General features: G+C 72.2%; 22 protein-coding genes and 2 tRNA genes. 9 read left to right on the top strand and 15 right to left on the bottom strand.

Annotated elements, in window-relative coordinates; all coding sequences use genetic code 11:
* The first annotated feature begins 16 nt into the window (after positions 1–16).
* Positions 17–340, top strand: coding sequence for a DMT family transporter (locus tag V4Y03_RS22885; RefSeq protein ID WP_079044739.1), 324 nt, complete (start codon positions 17–19; stop codon positions 338–340).
* On the opposite strand, the gene V4Y03_RS22880 is transcribed toward V4Y03_RS22885, so the two are convergent.
* A complete protein-coding gene (locus V4Y03_RS22880) occupies positions 232–867 on the bottom strand; it encodes a TetR/AcrR family transcriptional regulator (RefSeq protein WP_332436131.1) in 636 nt (211 codons plus the stop codon). The two genes, V4Y03_RS22885 and V4Y03_RS22880, sit on opposite strands and share 109 nt — an antisense overlap.
* A 131-nt stretch (positions 868–998) precedes the next feature.
* Between V4Y03_RS22880 and hisN the strand changes: the two genes are divergently transcribed.
* Both hisN and V4Y03_RS22870 read left to right on the top strand, forming a co-directional pair.
* A complete protein-coding gene (hisN, locus tag V4Y03_RS22875) occupies positions 999–1,808 on the top strand; it encodes a histidinol-phosphatase (protein WP_317878453.1) in 810 nt (269 codons plus the stop codon).
* Between the two features lie 193 nt (positions 1,809–2,001).
* Entirely contained in the window at positions 2,002–2,391 is a 390-nt protein-coding gene (locus V4Y03_RS22870; RefSeq protein ID WP_317878452.1) for a CBS domain-containing protein, read from the top strand.
* Positions 2,392–2,499: 108 nt separating this feature from the next.
* On the opposite strand, the gene V4Y03_RS22865 is transcribed toward V4Y03_RS22870, so the two are convergent.
* Positions 2,500–3,951, bottom strand: coding sequence for a catalase (locus tag V4Y03_RS22865; protein WP_317878451.1), 1,452 nt, complete (start codon positions 3,949–3,951; stop codon positions 2,500–2,502).
* A gap of 127 nt (positions 3,952–4,078) precedes the next feature.
* Between V4Y03_RS22865 and V4Y03_RS22860 the strand changes: the two genes are divergently transcribed.
* On the top strand, positions 4,079–4,498 hold the full coding sequence (locus V4Y03_RS22860) for a Fur family transcriptional regulator (protein ID WP_317878450.1): 420 nt from the start codon (positions 4,079–4,081) through the stop codon (positions 4,496–4,498).
* A gap of 121 nt (positions 4,499–4,619) precedes the next feature.
* Here V4Y03_RS22860 and V4Y03_RS22855 read toward each other — a convergent pair.
* From V4Y03_RS22855 to V4Y03_RS22840, 4 genes are all read right to left on the bottom strand, one after another.
* Positions 4,620–4,693: transfer RNA gene (locus tag V4Y03_RS22855), tRNA-Met, on the bottom strand.
* Positions 4,694–4,773: 80 nt separating this feature from the next.
* Positions 4,774–6,744, bottom strand: a complete 1,971-nt coding sequence (locus tag V4Y03_RS22850) for a tetratricopeptide repeat protein (RefSeq protein ID WP_332436130.1) — start codon at positions 6,742–6,744, stop codon at positions 4,774–4,776.
* Positions 6,745–6,948: 204 nt separating this feature from the next.
* Positions 6,949–7,022, bottom strand: a tRNA-Met gene (locus V4Y03_RS22845).
* A 45-nt stretch (positions 7,023–7,067) separates the two neighbouring features.
* Positions 7,068–10,025, bottom strand: coding sequence for a UPF0182 family membrane protein (locus tag V4Y03_RS22840; RefSeq protein WP_317877786.1), 2,958 nt, complete (start codon positions 10,023–10,025; stop codon positions 7,068–7,070).
* 135 nt (positions 10,026–10,160) lie between these two features.
* Between V4Y03_RS22840 and V4Y03_RS22835 the strand changes: the two genes are divergently transcribed.
* Positions 10,161–10,712, top strand: a complete 552-nt coding sequence (locus tag V4Y03_RS22835) for a PPA1309 family protein (protein ID WP_317877782.1) — start codon at positions 10,161–10,163, stop codon at positions 10,710–10,712.
* Positions 10,713–10,776: 64 nt separating this feature from the next.
* Here the strand turns inward: V4Y03_RS22835 and V4Y03_RS22830 are convergent, their stop codons facing one another.
* The 4 genes from V4Y03_RS22830 to V4Y03_RS22815 form a co-directional block, all read right to left on the bottom strand.
* The gene (locus tag V4Y03_RS22830) at positions 10,777–11,865 is read right to left on the bottom strand and encodes a YlbL family protein (RefSeq protein ID WP_317877783.1); all 1,089 of its coding nucleotides are present in this window, start codon (positions 11,863–11,865) and stop codon (positions 10,777–10,779) included.
* 72 nt (positions 11,866–11,937) lie between these two features.
* Positions 11,938–12,066 carry a hypothetical protein gene (locus tag V4Y03_RS33935; RefSeq protein WP_442809815.1) on the bottom strand — a complete coding sequence of 43 codons (129 nt, stop codon included), beginning with the start codon at positions 12,064–12,066 and terminating at the stop codon, positions 11,938–11,940.
* A 284-nt stretch (positions 12,067–12,350) separates the two neighbouring features.
* The gene (locus V4Y03_RS22820) at positions 12,351–12,812 is read right to left on the bottom strand and encodes a molybdenum cofactor biosynthesis protein MoaE (RefSeq protein ID WP_332436129.1); all 462 of its coding nucleotides are present in this window, start codon (positions 12,810–12,812) and stop codon (positions 12,351–12,353) included.
* 55 nt (positions 12,813–12,867) lie between these two features.
* A complete protein-coding gene (locus tag V4Y03_RS22815) occupies positions 12,868–13,977 on the bottom strand; it encodes an SDR family oxidoreductase (RefSeq protein ID WP_332436128.1) in 1,110 nt (369 codons plus the stop codon).
* Between the two features lie 213 nt (positions 13,978–14,190).
* Here V4Y03_RS22815 and V4Y03_RS22810 point away from each other — a divergent pair, with 213 nt between their 5' ends.
* A complete protein-coding gene (locus V4Y03_RS22810; protein ID WP_317878012.1) occupies positions 14,191–15,621 on the top strand; it encodes a zinc-dependent metalloprotease in 1,431 nt (476 codons plus the stop codon).
* Positions 15,618–16,142, top strand: a complete 525-nt coding sequence (locus tag V4Y03_RS22805) for an NUDIX hydrolase (protein WP_317878013.1) — start codon at positions 15,618–15,620, stop codon at positions 16,140–16,142. Before V4Y03_RS22810 ends, V4Y03_RS22805 begins: the two co-directional genes overlap by 4 nt.
* Before the next feature lie 86 nt (positions 16,143–16,228).
* Here the strand turns inward: V4Y03_RS22805 and V4Y03_RS22800 are convergent, their stop codons facing one another.
* The 4 genes from V4Y03_RS22800 to V4Y03_RS22785 all read right to left on the bottom strand — a co-directional run bounded on the left by V4Y03_RS22800 (position 16,229) and on the right by V4Y03_RS22785 (position 20,045).
* Positions 16,229–16,984 carry an AIM24 family protein gene (locus V4Y03_RS22800; protein ID WP_317878014.1) on the bottom strand — a complete coding sequence of 252 codons (756 nt, stop codon included), beginning with the start codon at positions 16,982–16,984 and terminating at the stop codon, positions 16,229–16,231.
* 19 nt (positions 16,985–17,003) lie between these two features.
* On the bottom strand, positions 17,004–17,684 hold the full coding sequence (locus tag V4Y03_RS22795) for an AIM24 family protein (protein WP_317878015.1): 681 nt from the start codon (positions 17,682–17,684) through the stop codon (positions 17,004–17,006).
* A gap of 14 nt (positions 17,685–17,698) precedes the next feature.
* Positions 17,699–19,339: a TerD family protein gene (locus tag V4Y03_RS22790; protein WP_332436127.1), complete on the bottom strand. Its 1,641-nt coding sequence runs from the start codon at positions 19,337–19,339 to the stop codon at positions 17,699–17,701.
* A 130-nt stretch (positions 19,340–19,469) separates the two neighbouring features.
* Positions 19,470–20,045 carry a M48 metallopeptidase family protein gene (locus V4Y03_RS22785; RefSeq protein ID WP_317879004.1) on the bottom strand — a complete coding sequence of 192 codons (576 nt, stop codon included), beginning with the start codon at positions 20,043–20,045 and terminating at the stop codon, positions 19,470–19,472.
* 233 nt (positions 20,046–20,278) lie between these two features.
* Here V4Y03_RS22785 and V4Y03_RS22780 point away from each other — a divergent pair, with 233 nt between their 5' ends.
* Positions 20,279–21,448 carry a ThiF family adenylyltransferase gene (locus V4Y03_RS22780; RefSeq protein ID WP_332436126.1) on the top strand — a complete coding sequence of 390 codons (1,170 nt, stop codon included), beginning with the start codon at positions 20,279–20,281 and terminating at the stop codon, positions 21,446–21,448.
* A gap of 41 nt (positions 21,449–21,489) precedes the next feature.
* Complete coding sequence (locus V4Y03_RS22775) at positions 21,490–22,842, top strand: ABC1 kinase family protein (RefSeq protein ID WP_332436125.1); 1,353 nt, start codon at positions 21,490–21,492, stop codon at positions 22,840–22,842.
* Between the two features lie 60 nt (positions 22,843–22,902).
* Here V4Y03_RS22775 and V4Y03_RS22770 read toward each other — a convergent pair whose 3' ends face one another.
* On the bottom strand, positions 22,903–23,085 hold the full coding sequence (locus tag V4Y03_RS22770; protein WP_317878925.1) for a hypothetical protein: 183 nt from the start codon (positions 23,083–23,085) through the stop codon (positions 22,903–22,905).
* Positions 23,086–23,189: the final 104 nt, after the last annotated feature.

The following is a 23,189-nucleotide window of genomic DNA, read 5'->3' as shown; positions in this document are numbered from 1 at the left end:
GTGGGAGGCACTGACGATGGCGTGGCTGCTGGTGGTGGTCGCGGGGATCCTGGAGACGGGGTTCGCGGTCTGCCTGAAGCTCTCGCACGGTTTCACCCGGCTGTGGCCGACGGTCGCCTTCGCGGCCTTCGCCCTGGGCAGCTTCGGTCTCCTGACGCTCGCGCTGCGGAAGCTGGACGTGGGTCCGGCGTACGCGGTGTGGACCGGGATCGGGGCGGCCGGGACGGCGATCTACGGGATGGTCTTCCTCGGCGACGTGGTGTCCACGCTCAAGATCGTGTCCATCAGCCTGGTGATCGCGGGGGTCATCGGGCTCCAGCTCTCCGGCTCGGCGCACTGAGGGGTCACCGGCAGGGCCGGTGCGACGACATGACTGAGGGCGATCCGTACGGCGAGTTCGCAGCCGGCCGCCCACCGCTCCCCCGCGCAGGCCGCCGCCTCCGCCACGAGTTCGCCCGGCGCGGGCGGGCCCTCGTCGGCGCGCCGCTGGGCGGGGACCGGGGCGAGCCGGGCGCCCGGCCTGGCCGGCCGGGGCTGGGGCAACCACTCGTTCCAGGCGCCGGTGAGCAGGGCCCGCAGTACCGGGCGGACGGCGGCGCGGGCGACGATCCACTCGGCGACGGCGACGAGGTTCCGCTCGGGCGGGGCGGGGGCGGCGAGCAGCCGCCGGACGCCCTGGACGTAGGTGTCGGCCTCTCTGCGCACGAGAGCGCGGGCGAGGCCCTCCTTGCTGCCGAACTCGTTGTAGAGGGTCTGCCGGGAGACCCGGGCGGCGGCGGCCAGGTCGGCCATCCGCACGGCGGACCAGGACCGGTGCGCGAGCGCGGCGAGCGCGGCGTCGAGCAGGGCCTCACGGGCAGTCGGCAAGGTCGCCTCCCGGAACGAACGTGTCCGTACGCGGCTCAGGGGCCCAGCCTCGGCAGCGGTCCGGGCACTGTCAAGAGGGTCGCGGTGGACGCTTCTCCGTGCGGGGATCGCACGGCGATAGAGTGCCGACCATGGCCGACTACCACGATGATCTGCGTCTCGCCCACGTCCTCGCCGATGCCGCCGACGCGGCCACCATGGACCGGTTCCAGGCGCTCGACCTCAAGGTCGAGACCAAGCCGGACATGACCCCGGTGAGCGAGGCCGACAAGGCGGCCGAGGAGCTGATCCGGGGGCAGCTGCATCGCGCGCGACCGCGTGACGCGATCCTCGGCGAGGAGTTCGGTGTGGAGGGCTCGGGCCCGCGCCGCTGGGTGATCGACCCGATCGACGGCACGAAGAACTATGTGCGCGGGGTACCGGTCTGGGCGACCCTGATCGCGCTGATGGAGGCCGGGGACACCGGCTTCCAGCCGGTGGTCGGCGTGGTGTCGGCCCCGGCGCTCGGCCGCCGCTGGTGGGCGGCGAAGGGCCTCGGCGCGTACACCGGCCGCAGTCTGGCCTCGGCGACCCGGCTCGGCGTCTCGAAGGTCGCCACCCTGGAGGACGCCTCCTTCGGGTACTCCTCGCTGAGCGGCTGGGAGGAGCGGGGGCGCCTGGAGGGCTTCCTCGATCTCACGCGCGCGTGCTGGCGGACCCGCGCGTACGGCGACTTCTGGCCGTACATGATGGTCGCGGAGGGTTCCGTGGACATCTGCGCGGAGCCGGAGCTCTCGCTGTGGGACATGGCGGCGGTGTCGATCGTGGTCCAGGAGGCCGGCGGCACGTACACCGGGCTCGACGGCCGGCACGGCCCGCACAGCGGCAACGCGGCGGCCTCGAACGGCCTGCTCCACGGCGAGCTGCTGAGCTACCTCAACCAGGAGGACGTGCGCGACTGAGCGCGCCGACGGGCCACCCCCGGGCACACGCCGACGCCCGCGCCGAACGCGCCGAAGCGCCCCCGGGGGCGCTTCGCGCGCCCCCTTGTCGGACCCCTCCCCCGGTGCCACTCTGAGAGTCCCCCCACTTGTGAACTTGTGAATCGCTTCTCGTGGAACGCGGGAACGTTTCACCGAGGAGGTGGCTCCGTCCATGCTCGTCCGCGACGCCATGAGCACGGTGGTCCTCACCATCGGCCCCGCCCATACCCTCCGACAGGCCGCCCGGCTGATGGCGGCGCGCCGCGTCGGCGCGGCCGTCGTCCTCGACACCGACGCCGGCGGGCTCGGGATCCTCACCGAGCGCGACGTCCTCAACTCACTCGCCAGGGAGCAGGACCCCGACCTGGAGACCGCGGGTTCCCACACCACCCGTGACGTCGTCTTCGCCGCGCCCGCCTGGACCCTGGCGGAGGCGGCCGAGGCGATGACCCGCGGCGGCTTCCGCCATCTCGTCGTCCTCGACGGCCACGGGCCGGTCGGCATCGTCTCCGTGCGCGACATCATCCGCTGCTGGATCCCGGTGCACAGCGTGGCGGGCTGAGCGGACCCCGGGGCTCGCGGGCGCGCGCGCCCTCGGGCTCCCGGACACGCGAAGGCGGGCCGGACTCCGTACGGAAGTCCGGCCCGCCCTCTTCCACGGCAAGCGCCCTCAGCCGCGCAGGGCCTGGACCGCGGCCTCAAGCCGCTTGCCGAAGTCTCCGTCCGCCCGGCGGAAGTTGCCGATCGCCCGCTCGGCGATGTCCTCGCGCGAGACCTTGGCGATGAAGCCCGACAGGTTCTCGATCAGACGGCTCTTCTCGTCCTCCGACATCAGCCGGTAGAGGTTGCCCGCCTGCACGAAGTCGTCGTCCTCGGCGTGGGCGGGGGCGGCGTGGTCGCCGGTGACGCCGGTGACCGGGGCGGACTGCCACAGCGGGCGGTCCGTCTGGAACGGGCCGCCGAAGCTGTTCGGCTCGTAGTTCTTCGCGCCCTTGTGGCGTCCGTCGTAGAGGTGGCCGTCACGGGAGTGGGTGCGCGCCTCGGTGGCGTGCGGGCGGTTCACCGGCAGGTGGTCGGCGTTGATGCCGACGCGGTAGCGGTGGGCGTCGCCGTAGGCGAAGAGCCGGCCCTGGAGCATCTTGTCCGGGGAGGGGCCGATGCCCGGCACGAAGTGCGCGGGGCTGAAGATCGACTGCTCGACCTCGGCGAAGATGTTCTCCGGGTTGCGGTTGAGCTCCAGCCGGCCGATCTCGATCGGCGGGTAGTCCTCGTGCGGCCACACCTTGGTGAGGTCGAAGGGGTTGAAGCGGTAGTCCGCCGCGTCGGCCGCGGGCATGATCTGGACCTGCACGGTCCAGCTCGGGAAGTCACCGCGCTCGATGGCCTCGCGCAGGTCGCGCTGGTGCGAGTCGGGGTCCTCGCCGGCGAGCCGGTTGGCCTCGGCCTGGGTGAGGTTCTCGATGCCCTGGTCGGTCTTGAAGTGGTACTTGACCCAGAAGACCTCGCCGGCCTCGTTGTTCCACTGGAAGGTGTGCGAGCCGTAGCCGTTCATGTGGCGGTACGAGGCGGGGATGCCGCGGTCGCCGAAGAGCCAGGTCACCTGGTGGGTCGACTCCGGGGAGAGGCCCCAGAAGTCCCAGACGTTGTCGGCCTCCTGCGAGCCCGAGTACGGGTCGCGCTTCTGGGTGTGGATGAAGTCGGGGAACTTGATGGCGTCCTTGATGAAGAACACCGGGGTGTTGTTGCCGACGAGGTCGTAGTTGCCCTCTTCGGTGTAGAACTTCAGCGCCCAGCCGCGCGGGTCGCGCACGGCGTCGGCCGCGCCGAGGTTGCCCGCGACGGTGGAGAAGCGCAGGAAGGTCTCGGTCTCCTTGCCGACCTCGGAGAGGAACGCGGCGCGCGTCCACCGCGAGACGTCACGGGTGAGCGTGAAGGTGCCGTAGGCGCCCGCACCGCGCGCGTGGACCACACGCTCCGGGATGCGCTCCCGGTTGAAGTGGGCGAGCTTCTCCAGGAGGAGCTGGTCCTGTACGAGCACCGGCCCGCCGACGCCCGCCGTCTCGCTGTTCTGGTTGTCCGCGACCGGCGCGCCGGCCTCCGTGGTGAGCGGTCCCTGCGTCACGTGCGCCTCCTGCGTCCTGTCCCTGCCGTTCCGTACTTGATCCTACGATAGACATTGTCTAAGTCAAGTGAACTTCCAAAGTCACACCAGTTCGGGACTCGGGGCCGCGACTGCTACCCTGGCCCTCATGAGTGACCTGTTGGAACGACTGCGCGGACGCGGCTGGCGGATGACCGCGCAGCGACGCGTCGTGGCCGAGGTGCTCGACGGGGATCATGTGCACCTGACCGCCGACGAGGTCCACGCGCGCGCGGTGACGCGCCTTCCCGAGATCTCGCGCGCGACCGTCTACAACACGCTGGGCGAGATGGTCACCCTCGGCGAGGTCATCGAGGTCGCGACCGACGGACGCGCCAAGCGGTACGACCCGAACGCCCACCGGCCCCACCAGCACCTGGTCTGCGGCCGCTGCGGCGCGATCCGCGACGTCCACCCGGGCGGCGACCCGCTGGCGGACCTGCCGGACACCGAGCGCTTCGGCTTCACGATCTCGAACGTCGAGGTCACGTACCGGGGCCTCTGCCCGAACTGCGCGACCACCGCCTGACCGAGAACCCCGAGAAGGCCCCCGCTCCGGCGGGGGCCTTCTTCGTGCCGCCCGCACGTCCGCGCGCAGACGACGAAGGCCCGGATCCATTGACTGGATCCGGGCCTTCGTTGCTACTGAGTAGCGGGGACAGGATTTGAACCTGCGACCTCTGGGTTATGAGCCCAGCGAGCTACCGAGCTGCTCCACCCCGCGTCGGTAAACCTGACTCTACGGGACGCCCCCCGACCAGCGCAAATCCGTTGGCGCACGGCCCCCGCACGGCCCCCGGGGGACTACGCGGTCAGTTCCTGGTGCAGTGCCTCGCTCAGCCGGGCCGCCCGCTCGGCGACCTCCGCCGGGCCGAGCTCCACCGCGCGGGCGCACCAGTGGCGCCCCTCGGTCAGTTCCCCGCGCCGGGCCGCGAGCAGCGCGAGCCGGAGCGCGGCGCGGCCGTGCCCGGCCCGGGCCGCCCTGGTCCACCAGAGGGCGGCCTCGCGCTCGCTGCCCTCGCGGGCGAGCAGCAGCCCGAGGTTGAAGGCGCCGTTGCGGCTGCCCGCCTCCGCCGCCTCGCGGTACCAGCGGTCGGCCTCGGCCAGGTCGCCGCGGCCGGCGGCGAGCATCCCGACCCGCACCTGGGCGCGCCGGTGGCCCTGCTGGGCGGCCCGCTCGTACCACTCCTCGCACTCGGACTTCTCCTCGCGGGGCGCGCCGAGCACCGCGGGGCCCGGCTCGGGCCGGCGCGCGTCGAGCACCGAGGCGAGCCGGAAGGCGGCCTCGGCGCTGCCGCCGCCGGCCGCACAGCGCAGGTGCCGCTCGGCGGTCCGCTCGTCGCCGTCCCTGAGGGCCGCGATGCCCACCTGGAGCGCCGCTTCGGTGTGCCCGGCGGCCGCGGCCCGCTCGTACCAGACGAGGGCCGTACGGTCGTCGTCGCGGCCCGCGTGGAGGATGCCGAGGTTGAAGGCCGCGTCCACGCTGCCGGCCTCGGCGGCCTTGGAGAACCAGGGCTCGGCGCCGTTGGCGTCGCCGGCCTGGAGGAGCAGCACGGCGAGCGCGTTGGCGGCCTCGCGGTGGCCCGCGTAGGCGGCGCGGCGGTACCACTGCTCGGCCTGCGGGATGCGGTCCTGGGCGGCGCAGAGCAGCCCGAGGTTGTAGGCGCCGTTGACGTCGCCCGCGTCCATGGCGGCGCGGTACCAGCGCTCGGCGGTCTGCTGCTCGCCCCGGGCGGCGTGCAGCGCGCCCAGCGCGTTGGCGGCGTTGCCGTCGCCGTCCTGGGCTGCGCGCAGCCACCACACGGCGGCGCTCTCCTCGTCGCCCGCGTCGCGGAGCAGGAAGCCGAGTGCGCAGGCAGCCTTGGCCTCGCCCTCCTTGGCGGAGCTGAGGTACCAGCGGCCGGCCTCCTTGAGCTCGCCCCGGTGCTCCAGGATCGCGCCCAGGTGGAGCGCGGCCCGCCGGTGGCCGCGCGCGGCGGCCTGCCGGAACCACTGCTCGGCCTCGGTGGGCTCGCCCCCGGGCTCGCCGGGGGCGCGGGCGGGAGCGGCGAGCCCGGTGCCCGTGACGGCGCCGCCGGGCACGATCGCGCCGGTGCCGGGCGTCCTGAGCCGGGTGCCGGTCTCGTGCGGGCCGCGGGTGCTCTCGGTGGCGCGGCGCTCCAGGGCGAGGGCGAGCCGGTAGGCGGCCTCGCGGTGGCCCTGTTCGGCGGCGGCGCGCAGCCAGCGCTCGGCGCCGACGTCGCTGCGGTGCTCGAGCAGGTCGGCGAGGGCGTACGCGCCGAGGGCGTGGCCCTGCTCGGCGGCCTGGCGCAGCCAGTACTCGGCGGCGGGCTCGTCGCCGCGCTCGCGGTGGTGGCGGCCGAGGGCGTGGGCGGCGGGCGCGGAGCCGGCGACGGCGGCGACCCGCCACCAGCCGGCGGCCTCCTCGGCGTAGCCGCGCTGGTGCAGCAGGACGCCGAGGTTGTTCGCGGCGGCCCGGTCGCCCTCGGCGGTGGCGCCGCGCAGATAGGGCTCGGCGCCGTCGAGGTCACCGCGGCGCAGCAGCAGCGCGCCGAGGGCGCTCATCGAGGCGAGGTCGCCGCGCTCGGCGGCACGCCGGTGGCGGGCCTCGGTCTCGGTCTCGTTCTCGGTGTCGGCATCGGTCTCGGCGGTGGTGTCGACGGCCGCATCGACGGCCCCTACTGCCTCGATGATCTCGTCTGCGGCGTTTCTGGCGTGCCGCTGCACAAACCGCCCTGTCTCCAACAGAGTTGCCCTGTCCCCCATAAATACCATCGTCGCACCACCCGCAACCCGAGCACACCTGGTATACCGCAGCCAGTGAGGTCACTCAGCGTTTTGTCGACATGCCCACAGAGAGACAAGTCAAACACGACTCACGCCAACTCGCCCCTTCCCTACCGCGCTTCGGGCCCCCCGCGCACGCCGACACACGACGAGGGCCCGGATCCTTATGGATCCGGGCCCTCGTCCTCTGAGTAGCGGGGACAGGATTTGAACCTGCGACCTCTGGGTTATGAGCCCAGCGAGCTACCGAGCTGCTCCACCCCGCGTCGGTGAACCAACAGTACCACGGACGCGGGGTGGAAAACCTCAGGTCAGCCGCCTGATCCCGTGGAGGGGGCGCTGGAGGCGTCGCTCTTCGGCGCCGCCGGAGGGGCGCTCGCTCCGGTCGTCTTGAGCTTGGCCCCGGCGTTCGCGGCCCGCTGGAGCGCGGCCTGGAGGTCCTCCTGGGCCTTGCCGTACGCGTTCCAGTCCTGCTTCGCGAGCGCCGCCTCACCGTCGTCGTACGCCTTCTGGGCGTCGGCGATGGCCTGCTTGAGCACGGCGTCGTTGGACGCCGGCGGCGGGTTGGTGGTGCCCGGCGGGGTCGTGGGCGTGGTGGGCGGCGTGGTGGGCGACTCCACCCCGAAGACCGCGTTGAGCGCCTTGGTGAGGTTGTCCTCGAACACCGTGGTGTCCTTGGTCGTGTCACCGTCGGGCTGGTCCGCGTCCACGTACGACACGGCGACCTTCTTCAGGAGCGGGTAGAGCGCGTTCCTGCCCTGGGCGTAGACCGGTTCGACGTACAGGAACCCGCCGTCGAGCGGGACGGTCAGCAGGTTGCCGTACTGGATGTCGGAGTCGGCGCCCTTCATGTCCCGGACGAAGGTGGCCACCGACGGCAGACCGTTGAGCTTGCTCTGCACCTGGGCCGGGCCGGGCACGTCCTCGGTGACCCGCAGCAGTCTCAGCCGGCCGTACTCCTTGCTGGTGGCGTCGGCGTCGACCGCCATGAAGCCGCCCAGGTTGGGCCGCCCGTTCGGCGTGAACGTCGTCGTCAGCGAGAAGCGCTGTGCCGTGTCCCCGGGCATCTTCATGCTCAGGTAGTACGGCGGGACCGCGTTGCCGTCCTTGTTGGTCGGGTCGTCCGGCACCTGCCAGGCGTCCGAGCCGCTGTAGAACTGCGCCGGGTCGGTGACGTGGTAGCGGGTCAGCAGCTCGCGCTGGACCTTGAACATGTCCTGCGGGTAGCGCAGGTGCTGCATCAGGTCGGCGTCGATGTCGGACTTCGCCTTGACCGTGCCGGGGAAGGCCTTCATCCAGGTCTTGAGGACCGGGTCCTCGGTGTCCCACTGGTAGAGGGTCACCGTGCCGTCGTACGCGTCGACGGTGGCCTTCACCGAGTTGCGGATGTAGTTGACCTGGTTCTGCTGGGCGACGACCGCGCGCTGCTGGTTGCCGACGGTCAGCGAGTCGGCCGTGGTGTCGCCGAGCGTGGTGCGCGAGGCGTACGGGTAGCCGTTGGTCGTCGTGTAGGCGTCGATGATCCACTGGATCCGCCCGTCGACGACCGCCGGGTAGGCGTCTCCGTCGATGGTCAGCCACGGCGCGACGGCCTCGACGCGCTCCTTGGGCGTGCGGTTGTAGAGGATCCGCGAGCCCTCGCCGATGGCCCCCGAGTAGAGGATCTGCGGCTCGCTGAAGGCCACCGCGTACGCGGCGCGGTTGAAGGTGCTGGAGAGGCTGACGCCGCTCTTCTCCTTGTAGCTGGTGGTCTTCTCGCCGTTCTCCTCGTAGTCCAGCTCCTTCTGCGGGCCGCCCACGATCGAGTACTGGTCGGTCTTCTCGCCGTAGTAGATCCGCTGCTGGTACGTGCCGAGCTGACCGGTCGTCGGCAGTCCGGACTCGGTGAAGACCGGGGAGCCGTTGGCGTCGGTCTGGGTGCCCGAGGCCAGGATCGCGCCGAAGCCGTGGGTGTACGTGAAGTGGTCGTTGATCCAGTTCCGCTTCGGGATGCCCTTGATGTTGAGCTCACGGAGACCGACGACGGTGTCCTTGCCCTGGTAGCGGTCCACGTCCAGGGTCGTCGGGAACTGGTAGTACTTCCGCTTCTGCTCCAGCTGCTGGAACGTCGGCGACACGATGTTCGGGTCGAGGACGCGGTAGCTGGCCGCCGTGTCGGCGTCCGTGCGCAGCTGGTCCTTGGCCTTCACCGTCGACTTGCCCGAGTAGTTCTCGGGCTTCGTCCCGTCGATCGCGTACGCCTTGCGGGTCGCGTCGATGTTCTTCTGGATGTACGGCGCTTCCTTGGCCTGCTCGTTCGGCTGGACCTGGAACTTCTGCACGATCGCCGGGTACAGACCGCCGATCAGGATCGCGGAGAGCACCATCAGACCGAAGCCGATCACCGGCAGCTGCCAGGTGCGGCGCCAGAGCGTCGCGAAGAACAGCAGCGCGCAGATGACGGCGATGCAGAACAGGATGGTCTTCGCCGGCAGGTACGCGTTGGCGTCGACGTACCGCAGGCCGGTCCAGTTGCCGGTGGCCTTGAAGTCGCTGGACTTCACGGCCAGGCCGTACCGGTCGAGCCAGTACGCGACCGCCTTGAGCGCGACGAAGAGGCCGAGCAGCACCGAGAGGTGACCGGTGGCGGCGGCGGTGGCCCGGGCGCCGGGGCTGGTGATCCGCAGCCCGCCGTAGAGGTAGTGCGTGAGCGCCGCGGCGATCAGCGAGAGCACGGCGGCGGCGAAGCCGAAGGCGAGCAGGAAGCGGTACCAGGGCAGGTCGAAGGCGTAGAACGACACGTCGAGCCCGAACTGCGGGTCCTTCTGCCCGAACTTCACGCCGTTGACCCACATGAGCCAGGTGCGCCACTGGCCCGAGGCGGAGGCGCCGGCGATCAGCGCCACCAGGGCGGTGACGGCGAGCAGCACCCACTTCTTGAACGGGGCCAGGCCCATCCGGTACCGGTCGAGGCTCTGCTGCTCCAGCGACATCGCGCTGAGCGGCGGCCGCAGCCGGTACGCCAGCCAGATGTTGAAGCCGACGGCGAGGCCCATCAGCAGGCCGAAGACCGCGAAGAGACCGATCTTGGTCCACAGCGTGGTGGTGAACACGGACGAGTACTTGACCGAGCGGTACCAGAGCCAGTCCGTCCAGAACCCGGCGAACATCACGAACGCCATGGCCAGGACGGCCAGCACCCCGAGAGTCATGAGCAGGGTGCGGGCCCGCCGGGACGGCCGGCCGACTCTCATCCTCGGCCCGGACGGGCTACCGCCCCGGTCCGGCATCTGGAAAGCCAACGTGCGCCCCTCGATGTTGATGCGTCTGAAAGCAGGCCCCGCGATCGTAGAGCCCACTGGTGCAACTTACTGAGGCTTTACCTAGTTCCCGTGTTCCGGGTCAGAGGAGGCAGGATGTTGGTCATGTCCAACGTTTCCCCCTCCGGCCCGGCCATGGCCGCGAGCCCCCTCACCCGCGCGGTGCTCGAGATCGACGAGTACGCGGCGGGCCTCGGCTGGGACCAGCCGGCCCGTCTCTTCGCCCTCGTCGACACCGCACGGCTGCGCGCCAAGGAACCCGCGCTCGCCTCCCAGCTGGGCCTGGGTGACGATGCCACCGCCTACACCCCGATCGAGCAGGACAAGCTGCCGCGCGGGAAGCCCCTCGACGAGTTCCTCGGCACGATCGCCTGGCCCAAGGGCGTGGCCGGCTGCGCCATGACGGTGGAGCGGCTCATGCTGCCCCCGTCGGCGGAGGCCCAGGTCCCGCAGGGGCTGAACGAGAAGCAGCTCGCCAAGTGGGTGGCCGCGCACCCCGACCGGCAGGAGGTGCGGATGACCGTGGCGGTGCTGCGCGGCGGCGCCCGCGAGGCGGCGATCCGGCTGCGCGAGAAGGACACCGCGACGGAGGTGCTGACCGGCCCCGACCTGGTACCGGGCCTCGCGGAGGCACTGGCGGCGACCTTCGAGTCCTGAGTCCCTGCGATACGCCGAAGGGGCGCCCGCCGGTCCGGCGGGCGCCCCTTCGGCGTAACCGTGGTCAGCTCTTCGAGCAGCTCGGCAGGGACTTCGTGTCGCCCGTGCGGAGCTTCTCCAGGGACTTCGTGGCGTCGTCGATGGTGTTCACCTTCACCAGGGTGAGGCCGTCGGGCGTGTCGGCGGCGGCGGCCTCGCAGTTGTCGGCCGGGGTGAGGAAGTACTGGGCGCCGGCGTCGCGCGCGCCCACCAGCTTCATCTCGATGCCGCCGATCGGGCCGACCTCGCCCGCGTCGTCGATGGTGCCGGTGCCGGCGATGAACCGGCCGCCGGTGAGGCTCTCCGGGGTGAGCTTGTCGACGATGCCGAGCGCGAACATCAGACCGGCGCTGGGTCCGCCGACGTCGGCCAGGTTGATGTCGATCGTGAACGGGAAGACGTGGTCGGTCCCGGCCTGGATGCCGACGACGGCCCGGTCGCCCTCCTCCGAGGTGGTGGTCGTGATGACCACCTTCCGGGTGACGGTCGGCTCCTTGCGCGCCTTCTCGGCCGCGGCGGCCTCCTTGGCGGGGACGATCGTGAACTCGACGTCCTGACCCGGCTTCCGCTTGACGACCTGCTTGGCGACATCCGCCTGCGCGGTGATCGGCACACCGTCGACGGCCTTGATCACGTCGCCCGCGTGCAGCTTGCCCTCGGCGGGCGAGCCCTTGACCACGGCGCCGACCACGACCCGGGAGACCACCGGGATCCCCAGCTCGTCCAGGGCGGCCACCTTGGCGCTCTCCTGGGACTGGCTGAACTCCTCGGCGTTCTCCTGGCTCGACTGCTCCTCGGTCTTCCCGCCCGGGTAGAGGGTGTCGTGCGGCACCACCACGTTGTCGTGGGCGAGCCAGCCGTAGACGGCCTCGACGGCGTTCATCCGGTAGTCCGCGCCGGTGACGCGTACCGTCGTCATGTTGAGGTGGCCGTCGGTCGGGTAGGTCTTGTGTCCCGAGATGTGCAGGACGGGCTCTCCCCTGGCCTCACCGAGGGTGTTGACCGTGGGGCCCGGGCTCATCTCCGCGTACGGCACCGGGATCAGAACGCCCGCGATGAGCAGACAGATCAGGACCAGGGTGGAGGCGAGCATCGTCGCGGTGCGGCGTGGCATGGAACGACAGTACGGGACTCGCCTGTGGGTGCACCCCTGGGGCGGGTCCGTACGAGGCGGCCCGCGTCGGCCCTACGGCGAGGTGGTGACCGTGGCGGCCGTCGTGGCCGGTTCGCGCTCCGGCCGAGCGGAATCCGGTGTCGTGGTGTGGGCGCGTTCCATCGCGTCCCGGAAGCGGGCGTAGCCGGCGAGTTCGGCCACGTCACCTATGGTCTTGTTCCTCGAAGCCCAGCTTCCCCATATCGCCGCGCCGACGACTGCGAAAAGCGGAATCAGCAACCAGGCGAGCGCTGCCATCCCGACCTCCCATCCCCAGTGAGTTGATCAGCAGACTGTTTCATCTGTGATGTCAACGCTGGCGCTTGGGGGCCGGTTACGCAAATCGGGCGTTCGGCTACACGCCGTCGGCGCGTCGACTTGCGGCGCTCAGCAAGCGCCGCCCCTCCCCCAGCCTTCGGCCGGGGCCCCAGGCTACGGGCGGAAGCTCAGCAAGCCCCGACCCACTCCTCCGTGCCGTCCGAGAACGTCTGGTGCTTCCAGATGGGGACCTCGTGCTTGAGGTCGTCGATGAGCATGCGGCTGGCCTCGAAGGCCTCGCCGCGGTGCGGGCAGGACACGGCGACGATCACCGCGATGTCCCCGACGACCAGATCACCCACCCGGTGGACGGCGGCGAGCGCGCGCACCGGGTAGTTCGCGACGACCTTCTCCGCGACCCGGCGCAACTCCGCCTCGGCGGTCGGGTGGCTGGAGTAGCCGAGCCCGTCGACGTCCGCGCCGCCGTCGTGGTTGCGCACGGTGCCGACGAAGAGCGTCGTGCCGCCGGAGGCGTCGTCGCCGACCGCCCGGAAGACCTCGTCGAGGGAGAGCGGGGTCTCCCGGATCGCGAGGAGCTTGATCGGGTCGGCGGCGGCCTGCTCGCCGGGGTGGTCGTGCGTGTGTGCCATGGACCCATCGTGCCGTACGCGCGCGTGAAGCCGGAATAGCGGTTTCGACCGGCGGTCAGATCCCGCGCCGCTTCCGCATCTGGCGGACCAGCGCCGCCGTGCCGAGCAGCGCCACCGTCGCGCCGGCCGCGCCGGCCGCCGTGGCGTCCTTGCGGCCCAAGCGGCGGCCGGCGACCGTGTGGCGGCCCTCGGCCTCCTCCAGGAGCGCGGCGAGGACCTCCTCGTTCGTCCACTTCGGCCGCCAGCCGGCGTCGTGCAGCCGTCCGACGCTCACCACCCACGGGTGCATCGTGTAGGCGAGGTCGCCCGCCGGGGACGGGGTGAGCCCGATCCGGTGCAGCCGGGCGGCGGCGCCGAGGGCGACGGCGGAGGGCAGCTCCATGCGGCGGATGCCGGAGAGTTCCTCGACCTCCTCCTGTTCGAGCCAGCCCTCGCAGCCGACCGCGAACTCGCCGTCGACCTTCTCCAGGGCCGCGTACTCCAGGGCGCTCACCAGGTCCTCGACGTGGCAGAACTGCCAGGTGGGCCGGGAGCCCGCGACGACGAGCAGCCGGGGCGACTCGAAGTAGCGGGTCAGCGCCGTGTCCGTACCGCCGACGAGGACGGCCGGGCGGACGACGGTGACGTTGAGGCCGGGGTGCGCGCGGGGCGCCCGGCGGCCGAGGCGCTCGATCTCCAGCATGTCGCCGACGCCGGTGGCCTCGGCGGTCGCCCGCAGCTCGGCGTCCTCGGAGAGCGGGATGTCGTTCTCGGGCAGGGCGCCGTAGACCATCGCGGAGGTGCACAGCACCACCCGGTGGACGCCGGCGGCCGCGGCGGCGGTCAGCACGGTCTGGGTGCCGCGCACGTTGTAGGCCGTACGGGCGGCGGGGTCGGTCTCCAGGTCGAGATCGACCGCGAGGTGGACGACGACGTCGGCGCCGCGCAGCTTCTCGGCGATGGCCGGGTCGCGCACGTCGAGGACGTGCCAGTGCGCCTCGGCGACCTCGCCCCGGCGCTCGTCGATGGCGACGACCTTCTTGATCTCGTCGGAGGCGGCCAGGCGCCTGGTCAGCAGGTCACCGACCCCGGACGCGGCGCCGGTGACCGCGACGACGGGGCCGCGCGCGGCGGACCGGGTTGAGTGGTTTCGCGCTCCGCGAACCTGAGGATCTGGGGAACTCACCGGGCGTCTCCAGCGGTTGTCTTCAGTACGTACGCGGATGACGCGTACGGACCAGGTGGCGTCCATCCTGCCGCAGGGCACGGCCCGGCGGAGCACCGAGCCCATTTCCGGCTCGGATGTCTACGCTGGTGGTGTGCGGGTCTGTCTGACACAGGCCTGGTCGGGCAGTCGCCGTCGGCAGGAGGCCGGCGGCCCTACGAGCCGAGGAAACCTGTGAGTGACACCCCATTCGGATTCGGCCTTCCGCCGGAGGAGCCGGAGAACGGCGACGAGGGCAAGAAGAAGGACCCCGCCGGAGGTGGCCAGGGGTCCGGTGGCCAGGGCGGCAACCCGTTCGGGGCGAACCCGTTCGGTTTCGGCGGGCTGCCGGGCATGGGCGGTCCGGGCGGCGCGGACAACCCGTTCGCCGCGATGTTCGGCTCGCTGAACCCCAACGACCTGGGTGCGGCCTTCCAGCAGCTCGGGCAGATGCTGAGCTACGAGGGCGGTCCCGTGAACTGGGACATGGCCAAGCAGATCGCCCGCCAGGTGGTGGCCCAGGGCACCGCCGACGGCACCAAGGACGCCAGCGTGGGCCCGGCCGAGAAGTCGGCGGTCGAGGAGGCCGTGCGCCTCGCCGACCTGTGGCTGGACGAGGTCACCTCGCTGCCCTCCGGGTCGAACACGGCGGTGGCGTGGAGCCGCGCCGAGTGGGTCGAGGCGACCCTGCCGGCCTGGCAGCAGCTCGTGGACCCGGTCGCGGAGCGGGTCGGCGCGGCGATGGGCGATGTCCTGCCGGAGGAGATGCAGGCCATGGCGGGTCCGCTGATCGGCATGATGCGCTCCATGGGCGGCGCCATGTTCGGCCAGCAGATCGGGCAGGCCGTCGGCGCGCTCGCCGGTGAGGTCGTCGGCTCGACCGATGTCGGTCTGCCGCTCGGCCCGGCCGGGCGTGCCGCGCTGCTTCCGCTGAACATCGAGGCCTTCGGCAAGGACCTGGGCGTGCCCTCCGACGAGGTGCGGCTGTACCTGGCGCTGCGCGAGGCCGCGCACCAGCGGCTCTTCGCGCACGTGCCGTGGCTGCGGGCGCACCTGTTCGGCGCGGTCGAGGGGTACGCGCGGGGGATCAAGGTCGACACCTCGAAGCTGGAGGAGGCGGTGGGCCAGCTCGACCCGACGCACCCCGAGCAGCTTCAGGAGGCCCTCCAGCAGGGCATGTTTCAGCCGGAGGACACCCCGGCGCAGAAGGCGGCCCTGGCCCGTCTGGAGACGGCGCTCGCGCTCGTCGAGGGCTGGGTGGACGCGGTGGTCCACGAGGCCGCCAAGTCGCGGCTGACCTCGGCGGACGCGCTGCGCGAGACGCTGCGCAGGCGCCGGGCCTCGGGCGGTCCCGCCGAGCAGACCTTCGCGACGCTGATCGGTCTGGAGCTGCGTCCGAGGCGGCTGCGGGACGCGGCGCGGCTGTGGGCCTCGCTGACCGACGCGCGCGGGGTCGACGGCCGGGACGGGCTGTGGGAGCACCCGGACATGCTGCCGACGGCGACCGACCTGGACGACCCGGACGGCTTCGTGCACCGGGAGCACCTGGACTTCTCCGAGCTGGACAAGATGCTCGGCGAGGCGGCGAAGGGCGACGCCCCCGAGGACGGGGACGGCAAGGAGTGAGTCTGTTCGACGACGCGGTCCTGGTCCTGAAGGGGTACGAGGGCCAACCCGAGCTGCGCGATGCCTATCTGGAGCATCTCGCCGCCCACCCGGACGGCATGTACAAGCCCTGCACGGCCGGGCATCTGACGTCCAGTGCGCTGGTGGTCGATCCGGCGCGCGGGCGGGTGCTGCTGACCCTGCACAAGAAGCTGGGCATGTGGCTGCAGATGGGCGGTCACTGCGAGGAGGGCGATCCGACGGTCGAGGCGGCGGCGCTGCGCGAGGCGACGGAGGAGTCCGGGATCGCGGGTCTGACCCTGCTGCCGGGCGGTCCGGTGCGGCTGGACCGGCATCCGATCCCGGCGCCCTGCCACTGGCACCTGGACGTGCAGTACGCGGCGCTCGCCCCGGCGGACGCGGTGGAGCAGATCAGCGACGAGTCGCTGGACCTGCGCTGGTTCGCGTACGACGAGGTGGCGGGGGTGGCGGACACCTCGGTGGTCCGGCTGGTGGAGGGCACACTGGCCCGGCTGTCGTAGCCACGGGCGGCTGCCGTGGACGCGGGCGGGCGCCTCGGACACGGCTGAGGGGGCGGTCGCCGTGGCGGCCGCCCCCTCACGCGCGCTCAGTTCCAGGCGTTGTTCTGGTTCTGGCCGTGCGCGCCGTGCTGTCCCGCGCCGAACTGGGCGGCGACGCCCTGGCCGATGGCCGCGTGCTGCGGGGGCATGACCTCGCTGGGCTGGACGAGCGCGAAGCCCTGGCCGAGGAAGCTCAGCTCCCAGCCCTCGCCGGTGTTGCCGCGGCGGCGGCGGACGCTGGAGTTGGTCGTCTGGGCCTGCATCTGGACGCGCAGCCCGGTGGACCAGGCGACGATGGCGTCCGCGTCGACGTTGACGTACTTGTCGGGCGTGACGTGCATCATCAGCGGCTGCCCGGAGGTCATCAGGGCGACCTTGCCGCGGCCGGAGATGTTGAGCTGGTACTTGCCGGAGCCGGAGATGCCGTACTGGCTGTCGACGGCGATGACCTCGGTGTGGAGGGTCGAGTCGAGCGCCAGGACGTAGCCGCTGTCGACGGTCAGGCCCTCCTGCTCGACCTCCACGATGTGGACGTACTGGGCGAGGTTGGCGAAGTAGACCGTGCCCTGGCCGGAGCAGCGCATCAGGTCCAGGCCCTCACCGGTGCGGGCGTGGGCCCGCCGCTGGTTCGGGGTCTGGTACTCGCCGTCGAAGTCGACGAGTCCCTGGTAGGCGACCATGGCGCCCTTGCGGGCGAGGATGTCGTCCTGCCCGGTGAGGGTGATCCGCAGGAGCTGCGGGTTCTGGACGACGTACCGCTCCTGGCTCTGCTGCTCGGCGTGGTTGAAAAGCGGGCTCTGCATGATGTGTTCTCGCTCTCCCTCAGCCCCGGGCCGGCAGGCGGTCGGTGCTGTCCTCGCTCGGCTGGACGACGACGATGCCCTGGCCGGAGAAGGCCATCTGGTACGCCTCGCCGCTGCCCCGCCCGATGAGCGAGGAGGCCTTGAAGCTGCGCTTGCCCTTGACCTTGAGCGTCGGCGACCAGGCGACGAGCGCGTCGGGGTCGACGTACGTCTCGTCCTCGCCGCGTCCGCAGTCGACGACGATCGGTGTGCCGCGCGAGGTCAGCGCGACCCAGCCGGTACCGGCGATCTGCACGTTGAACAGGCCCTGGCCGGCGAACTTGGCGAGGCCCTTGACGCGCTCGACGCCCCACTGGAGGTGGGCGTCGAAGGCGAGGAGGTTGGTGCCGTTGACCGAGAGGGAGTCGTCCTGGAGGTTGATCACGACGACGTCGGCGCCGTAGTCGGCGAGGTAGAGCAGTCCGTCGCCGGTGCACTTCATGATCGGCGCGCCCTCGCCGGTGGCCCACTGCTGGGCCACCTGGCGGACGGCGGGCGGGTTGGGCTCGTAGGTGATGAAGCCCTCGTAGGCGACCATCGAGCCGGTCCGGGCGTAGAGGTCCTGGCCGGATGCCATGGCCACCTTGAGCATGGTGCGGCCGTGGTTCTCCATCCGGGCCGCGACGGGGGTCGGGGCGTAGCCCGCGAGTTGCTGGTTCATGACTTCGGGCTCCCTCAGACCTCGTAGGGCTGGACGACGATGAAGTTGCCGGGGGCGGCGCGGAACTGGAGGTTCACGGTCTCTCCGCTGTGGCCGGGGTAGGCGTTGCGGCGGAGCCGCACCTGGCTGGAGAGGATGACCTGAGAAGCGGACGACCAGGCGACGACGGCGTTGCAGTCGGCGAAGGTGGTCGGCGTGACGGGCAGCACCACGGGGATGCCGCGGGTCTTGACCACGACGGTGCCGGTGCCCTGGAACTGCATGGTGAACAGGGCGCCGCCGGGGATGCCGTGGCCCTCGATGCGGCGCACCTCGTACTGGAGGGTCTCGTCGAACGCGAGGACGTTCTCGGCGGAGACGCAGATCCCGTCGCCCTGGAGTTCGATCGGGTGCAGATGGGCACCCTCCTCCGCGAGGAAGACCTGTCCGCGGCCGGTGCAGCGCATCAGCTGCATCTCCTGCCCGGTGGCGTTGCCGACGATCCGGCCGGCGAAGCCCGCGCCCTTGTACCCGAAGTCGACCTTGCCCTGGTACATGACCATGGAGCCCTGCCGGGCGAGGACGGGAACGCCGCCCATGGCGAGGTCGACCCGCATGAGCTGCTGGTTCTGCGGGGTCCAGCGGGCGCCGGTGGCGGTCTCCTTGTACGGGGCGAGCGCGGCGGCGAGCCCCGCTCCTCCCGCCGGGACACCCTGCGGGACACCGGGCTGCTGCCCGTACGCCGGGGACTGCTGCCCGTACTGCTGCGGCGGCTGCTGCCCGTACGGGGCGGGCGCGGCCTGCCCGTACGGGGGCTGGCCCTGCGGCGGGTACGGGCCGGGGGCCTGCCCGGGGAACTGGCCCGGGGGCTGACCCGGGACCTGGCCGTACTGCTGCGGCGGCTGCTGCCCGTAGGGGGCGGGGGCCGGAGCGGGCGGCGGGACCGGGCCGGGGGCCAGCGGCGCCACCATCGTGGGCGCGGTGTGGACCGGCTGCACGGGTGCGGGCGGCGCGGGTGCGGGCGGGGCGCCGAAGGCGGGCGCGGGCGCCGGAGCCGGGGGCGCGCCGAAGGCCGGCGGGGCCGCCGACTGCGGCGGCGGGGCGAAGCCGGGGGCCTGGGCCTGCTGCTGCGGGACGGCGGGCTCCTCCTCGGCGACCTCGCCGCCGAAGTTGCGCAGGAGCGCGTCCAGTCCGCCGTCGAAGCCCTGGCCGACGGCGGCGAAGCGCCAGACGTCCTTGAGGTAGAAGTCGCCGAGCATCACCGCGCGCTCGGTGGTGAACTCCGCGCCGGTGAAGGCGTACCGGGCGACCTCCTCGCCGCCCGCGACGATCCGCAGGTGGCCGGGGCCGACCTGGGACATCTGGCCGGCGCCGTCGATGGTCGCGGTGAACGACAGCTTGTGGATGTTCGCGGGGATGCGGTCGAGGGTGACGCGGAAGGACTCGGTGTCGCCGGACTGGGCGCCCAGCAGCTGCACGGACTCCTCGGGCGTCTTCGGCTGGTTGAAGAAGACGAAGTAGCGGTCGTCGGAGAGCCGCTCCTCGGCGTCGAGACCGAAGCAACTGATGTCGAAGGTCAGTCCGGGCGCCGCGATCTGCACACCCACGTACAGATCGGTCCCTGCGGTCAGATCACTGATCTTGGCCTTGTGGCCGCGTTGGAATTCCCTGGCCATGCGTAACGACCGTCCCCCATCCCGAATGGCGAATGCTCGCGCCAGGCTAACCGCTGTATGCGACATTGAGACAGGCCAGGTCGTTTTCGGTACGGAATCGGGAAATCCACTCCCGCGCGTACCCGGGGCGTCACTCCTCGCGAGCGGCGGGCAAATGCGGCAGCCGCTCGGCGGCCACCACACCCTCCAGATAGCCTCGGGCCCGCTCGGTGCGGGGGTACGCCTCCAGGAGCCGCCAGAACCTCGGGCCGTGGCCCGGTACGAGCAGATGGGCCAGCTCGTGCAGGAGGACGTAGTCGACGACGTACTCGGGCATGCCCTGGAGCCGGTGGGAGAGGCGGATGCTGCCTTCGGAGGGGGTGCAGGAGCCCCAGCGGGAGTTCTGGTTGGTGACCCAGCGCACGGAGGAAGGCCGGGCCCGGCCGCCGAAGTACTGCTCCGAGAGCCGCAGTGAGCGCTCGGTCAGCTCACGGTCCCCGAGGACGCTCCGGCTCTCCTGGGCGGCCAGCTTGTCCAGCATGACGCCTACCCAGCGGCGCTCCTCCGCCTCGGACATCCGGGCCGGGATGAGCACCACGGTCCGGTCGCCCTCGCGGTAGGCCGAGACGGTCCTGCTCCGCCGCGGGCTTCTGCGGACCTCGACCGCACTCGTCCCGGCACCGCGGTGCGGCTTGTCGGTCACGCTGCGCTGTGGGTCGGCGGGCACGGCCCCGACGTTACCCGCTGCCGACGGGGGAAGTCCCGCCTCCGGAGTGGTTTCGGGAACGATCCGACCCCACCGCGCACCATTTGAATGACTATTCCCCTCGCCTGTGGACAACTTTCGGCGCCCGTCACGACGGCGGGGCATTCTCACCACGGACGGCGAAAGAGCCGTTGTCGATCATGAGGCTTTCGATCATGAATGCGCGGTACGGGACGAGGGCGGGGGCGGGACGAATGCATCCGATGGTGAAACCGGCACTGCGGCGGGCCTGGCGGGGGCTGCGCCGCCTCCAGTTCGGGGTCACCCCCGCGCACGCGGTGGTGCTCGACCCCGTCGACCCCGGGACGGGAGCGGTGCTGGGACTCCTGGACGGCACCCGGGGTGTCGAACTGCTGCGGGCCGAGGCGCGGGCACGCGGCCTGCCGGAGGGACACCTCGACGCCCTCCTCGGGCGGCTGGAGTCGGCCGGGCTGCTCTCCGACGCGGCGGCCGGGCGACCGGGGAGGACGGGTCCGGCGGCCGGGGCGCGGGACACCGCCCTCGATCCGCTCCGCGCCGATCTGGCCTCGCTCTCGGTGGTCCATCCCGAACCGGACCGGGCGGCGCGGACGCTGGCGGCCCGGCGGGCCCTGCGCGTCCAGGTCCGGGGCGCCGGACGGGTGGGGACGACGGTGGCGGCCCTGCTGTCGGCAGCCGGAGTGGGCACGGTCGAGGTGCTGGACTCCGGCCGGGTCGAGCCCTGGGAGACGTCCCCCGGCGGGCTTCCGCCCGAGGCCGTGGGTGAGCGGCGGGCGACGGCGGCGCGACGCCTGGTCGGCGGCTGGCGGAGGGGCCGGGCCGCCGCGGTCCGGCCGGGCAGGGCGGCGCCCGGCCGCGGACCGGGTGAAGGGAGCGGCGGGACCGGACTCTCACTCGTCGTGGTGACACCGAGGGACGGACTCGGGGCGTACGTCCCCGATCCCCTCCCGGCCGGAGGGTGGGTCGCCACCGGCACCCCCCATCTGTACGCGGGGGTCCTGGAGGCGACGGGCACGGTCGGTCCGCTCGTGCTGCCCGGCGGCACGGCCTGCGCGCGATGTCTCCAGGAGGCGCGGACGGACGGGGAGCCGGACTGGCCCCGGCTGCTCGCCCAGTGGCGCTCGGGCGCCCCGCACCCCCTGCCCGCCTGCGACCTGGGGCTTGCGACGGCGGTGGCGGGGCTGGCCGCCGCGCACGCGCTGGTGTTCCTGGACGGGGACCTCCCGGCGAGCACGGGCACCCGTTGGGAGGCGTCGCTGCCGCTGTTGGAGTGGCGGGCGGAGCGGCTGAGACCCCATCCGGCCTGCCCCTGCGGCGCGGCGCGCGCGGGAGAGGGGGAGCGCGCCTCGGCGGTCGGAGGCGCGCAGGACACAATGGCGGGGTAACGGCCCTGCGCGGCACGGCAGTCTGGGTTTTGGAGGGGCGTATGTCTGATCTTCCCCGGAAGGCGGTCACCCGGACCGCCAAGTTGGCCGCGTTGCCGCTGGGCTTCGCGGGCCGGGCCACCTGGGGCCTGGGCAAGCGGATCGGCGGGAGATCGGCCGAGCTGGTCGCCCGCGAGCTCCAGCAGCGCACCGCCGAGCAGTTGTTCAAGGTCCTCGGTGAGCTGAAGGGAGGGGCGATGAAGTTCGGACAGGCGCTGTCCGTCTTCGAGTCGGCCCTCCCCGAGGAGGTGGCCGGGCCGTATCGGGCGGCGCTGACGAAGCTTCAGGACGCTGCGCCGCCGATGCCGACGCGGACGGTCCACGCGGTCCTGGAGGAGCGGCTGGGCGCGGAGTGGCGGGAGCTGTTCCTCGAGTTCGAGGACAAGCCGGCCGCCGCCGCCTCGATCGGCCAGGTGCACCGGGCCGTGTGGCACGACGGGCGCGAGGTCGCGGTCAAGGTGCAGTACCCGGGTGCCGGGGAGGCGCTGCTCTCGGACCTGACGCAGCTGAGCCGATTCGCGCGGCTGCTCGGTCCGCTGATCCCGGGCATGGACATCAAGCCGCTGATCTCGGAGATGCGGGACCGGGTCTCCGAGGAGCTGGACTACGGCCTGGAGGCGGCGGCGCAGCAGAGGCACGCGGAGGAGTTCGCGGACGATCCCGATGTGCGGGTGCCGGCGGTGGTGCACCGGGCGGACCAGGTCCTGGTGACCGAGTGGATGGACGGCATCCCGCTGGCGGAGGTGATCGCGGACGGCACGCAGGAGCAGCGGGACCGGGCGGGTCAGCTGCTGGCCCGCTTCCTCTTCTCCGGCCCCGCGCGCACGGGGCTGCTGCACGCCGATCCGCACCCGGGGAACTTCCGGCTGCTGCCCGGCGCCGACGAGGACGAGGGGCCGGAGGGCTGGCGGCTCGGGGTCCTCGACTTCGGCACGGTGGACCGGCTGCCGGGCGGGCTGCCGGAGACGATCGGGACCTGCCTGCGGATGACGCTCGCCGGTGACGCCGACGGTGTCTACGGGGCGCTGCGGACGGAGGGCTTCGTCAAGGAGTCGGTCGCGCTCGACCCGGACGCGGTCCTGGAGTACCTGCTGCCGATCATCGAACCGGCGGAGGCGGAGTCCTTCCTCTTCACCCGGGGCTGGATGCGCACCCAGGCGGCCCGGATCGCCGACCCCCGCTCCCCCGCCCACCAGCTGGGCAAGCAGCTCAACCTGCCGCCCTCGTACCTGCTGATACACCGGGTGACGCTGAGCACGATCGGGGTGCTGTGCCAGCTCAACGCGACGGTACGGCTGCGGGACGAGCTGGCGGAGTGGCTGCCGGGCTTCGTGCCTGCCCCCGCCGCCGATTAGTCCCGGCCGGGGCGGGGGCAGGGCCGGGGGCGGGGGCGGGGGGCCGGGCCGGGGCGGCCTTCACCACCAGGAGGAGTCGAGGCGGCCCTCGATCGAGCGGATGTTGGCGCGGGCGCACTCCTCGCAGAAGTAGCTGCGCCGGCCGTTCTCCACGGAACAGGTCCAGGTCAGCGGCAGGGTCTCGGAGGTCTTGCCGCAGCGCGCGCAGGCGAGGGGGCCCTCGGGGGTACGGGCGTCGTTCACCCTTGTGACGATAACCCGACGAAGCCCCGCCGACCCGACAACGCACCGCGGGGGCCGGTCCGTTCGGACGGGCCCCCGCGGGGGCGCCCCTGGGGGGCGCGGGA

Source organism: Streptomyces sp. P9-A4 (assembly GCF_036634195.1).
Classification (GTDB): domain Bacteria; phylum Actinomycetota; class Actinomycetes; order Streptomycetales; family Streptomycetaceae; genus Streptomyces.
The sequence above is the reverse complement of the archived record's forward strand: the minus strand, read 5'-3'. Positions and strand labels throughout refer to the sequence as shown.

What these genes read in the sequence shown, in the direction of transcription:
- V4Y03_RS22885 (WP_079044739.1), top strand. Translation starts at nt 17, where the DNA reads ATGGCGTGGCTGCTGGTGGTGGTCGCGGGGATCCTGGAGACGGGGTTC.
- hisN (WP_317878453.1), top strand. Translation starts at nt 999, where the DNA reads ATGGCCGACTACCACGATGATCTGCGTCTCGCCCACGTCCTCGCCGAT.
- V4Y03_RS22870 (WP_317878452.1), top strand. Translation starts at nt 2,002, where the DNA reads ATGCTCGTCCGCGACGCCATGAGCACGGTGGTCCTCACCATCGGCCCC.
- V4Y03_RS22860 (WP_317878450.1), top strand. Translation starts at nt 4,079, where the DNA reads ATGAGTGACCTGTTGGAACGACTGCGCGGACGCGGCTGGCGGATGACC.
- V4Y03_RS22850 (WP_332436130.1), bottom strand. Translation starts at nt 6,744, where the DNA reads ATGGTATTTATGGGGGACAGGGCAACTCTGTTGGAGACAGGGCGGTTT.
- V4Y03_RS22840 (WP_317877786.1), bottom strand. Translation starts at nt 10,025, where the DNA reads ATGCCGGACCGGGGCGGTAGCCCGTCCGGGCCGAGGATGAGAGTCGGC.
- V4Y03_RS22835 (WP_317877782.1), top strand. Translation starts at nt 10,161, where the DNA reads ATGTCCAACGTTTCCCCCTCCGGCCCGGCCATGGCCGCGAGCCCCCTC.
- V4Y03_RS22830 (WP_317877783.1), bottom strand. Translation starts at nt 11,865, where the DNA reads ATGCCACGCCGCACCGCGACGATGCTCGCCTCCACCCTGGTCCTGATC.
- V4Y03_RS22820 (WP_332436129.1), bottom strand. Translation starts at nt 12,812, where the DNA reads ATGGCACACACGCACGACCACCCCGGCGAGCAGGCCGCCGCCGACCCG.
- V4Y03_RS22800 (WP_317878014.1), bottom strand. Translation starts at nt 16,984, where the DNA reads ATGCAGAGCCCGCTTTTCAACCACGCCGAGCAGCAGAGCCAGGAGCGG.
- V4Y03_RS22795 (WP_317878015.1), bottom strand. Translation starts at nt 17,684, where the DNA reads ATGAACCAGCAACTCGCGGGCTACGCCCCGACCCCCGTCGCGGCCCGG.
- V4Y03_RS22790 (WP_332436127.1), bottom strand. Translation starts at nt 19,339, where the DNA reads ATGGCCAGGGAATTCCAACGCGGCCACAAGGCCAAGATCAGTGATCTG.
- V4Y03_RS22780 (WP_332436126.1), top strand. Translation starts at nt 20,279, where the DNA reads ATGCATCCGATGGTGAAACCGGCACTGCGGCGGGCCTGGCGGGGGCTG.
- V4Y03_RS22775 (WP_332436125.1), top strand. Translation starts at nt 21,490, where the DNA reads ATGTCTGATCTTCCCCGGAAGGCGGTCACCCGGACCGCCAAGTTGGCC.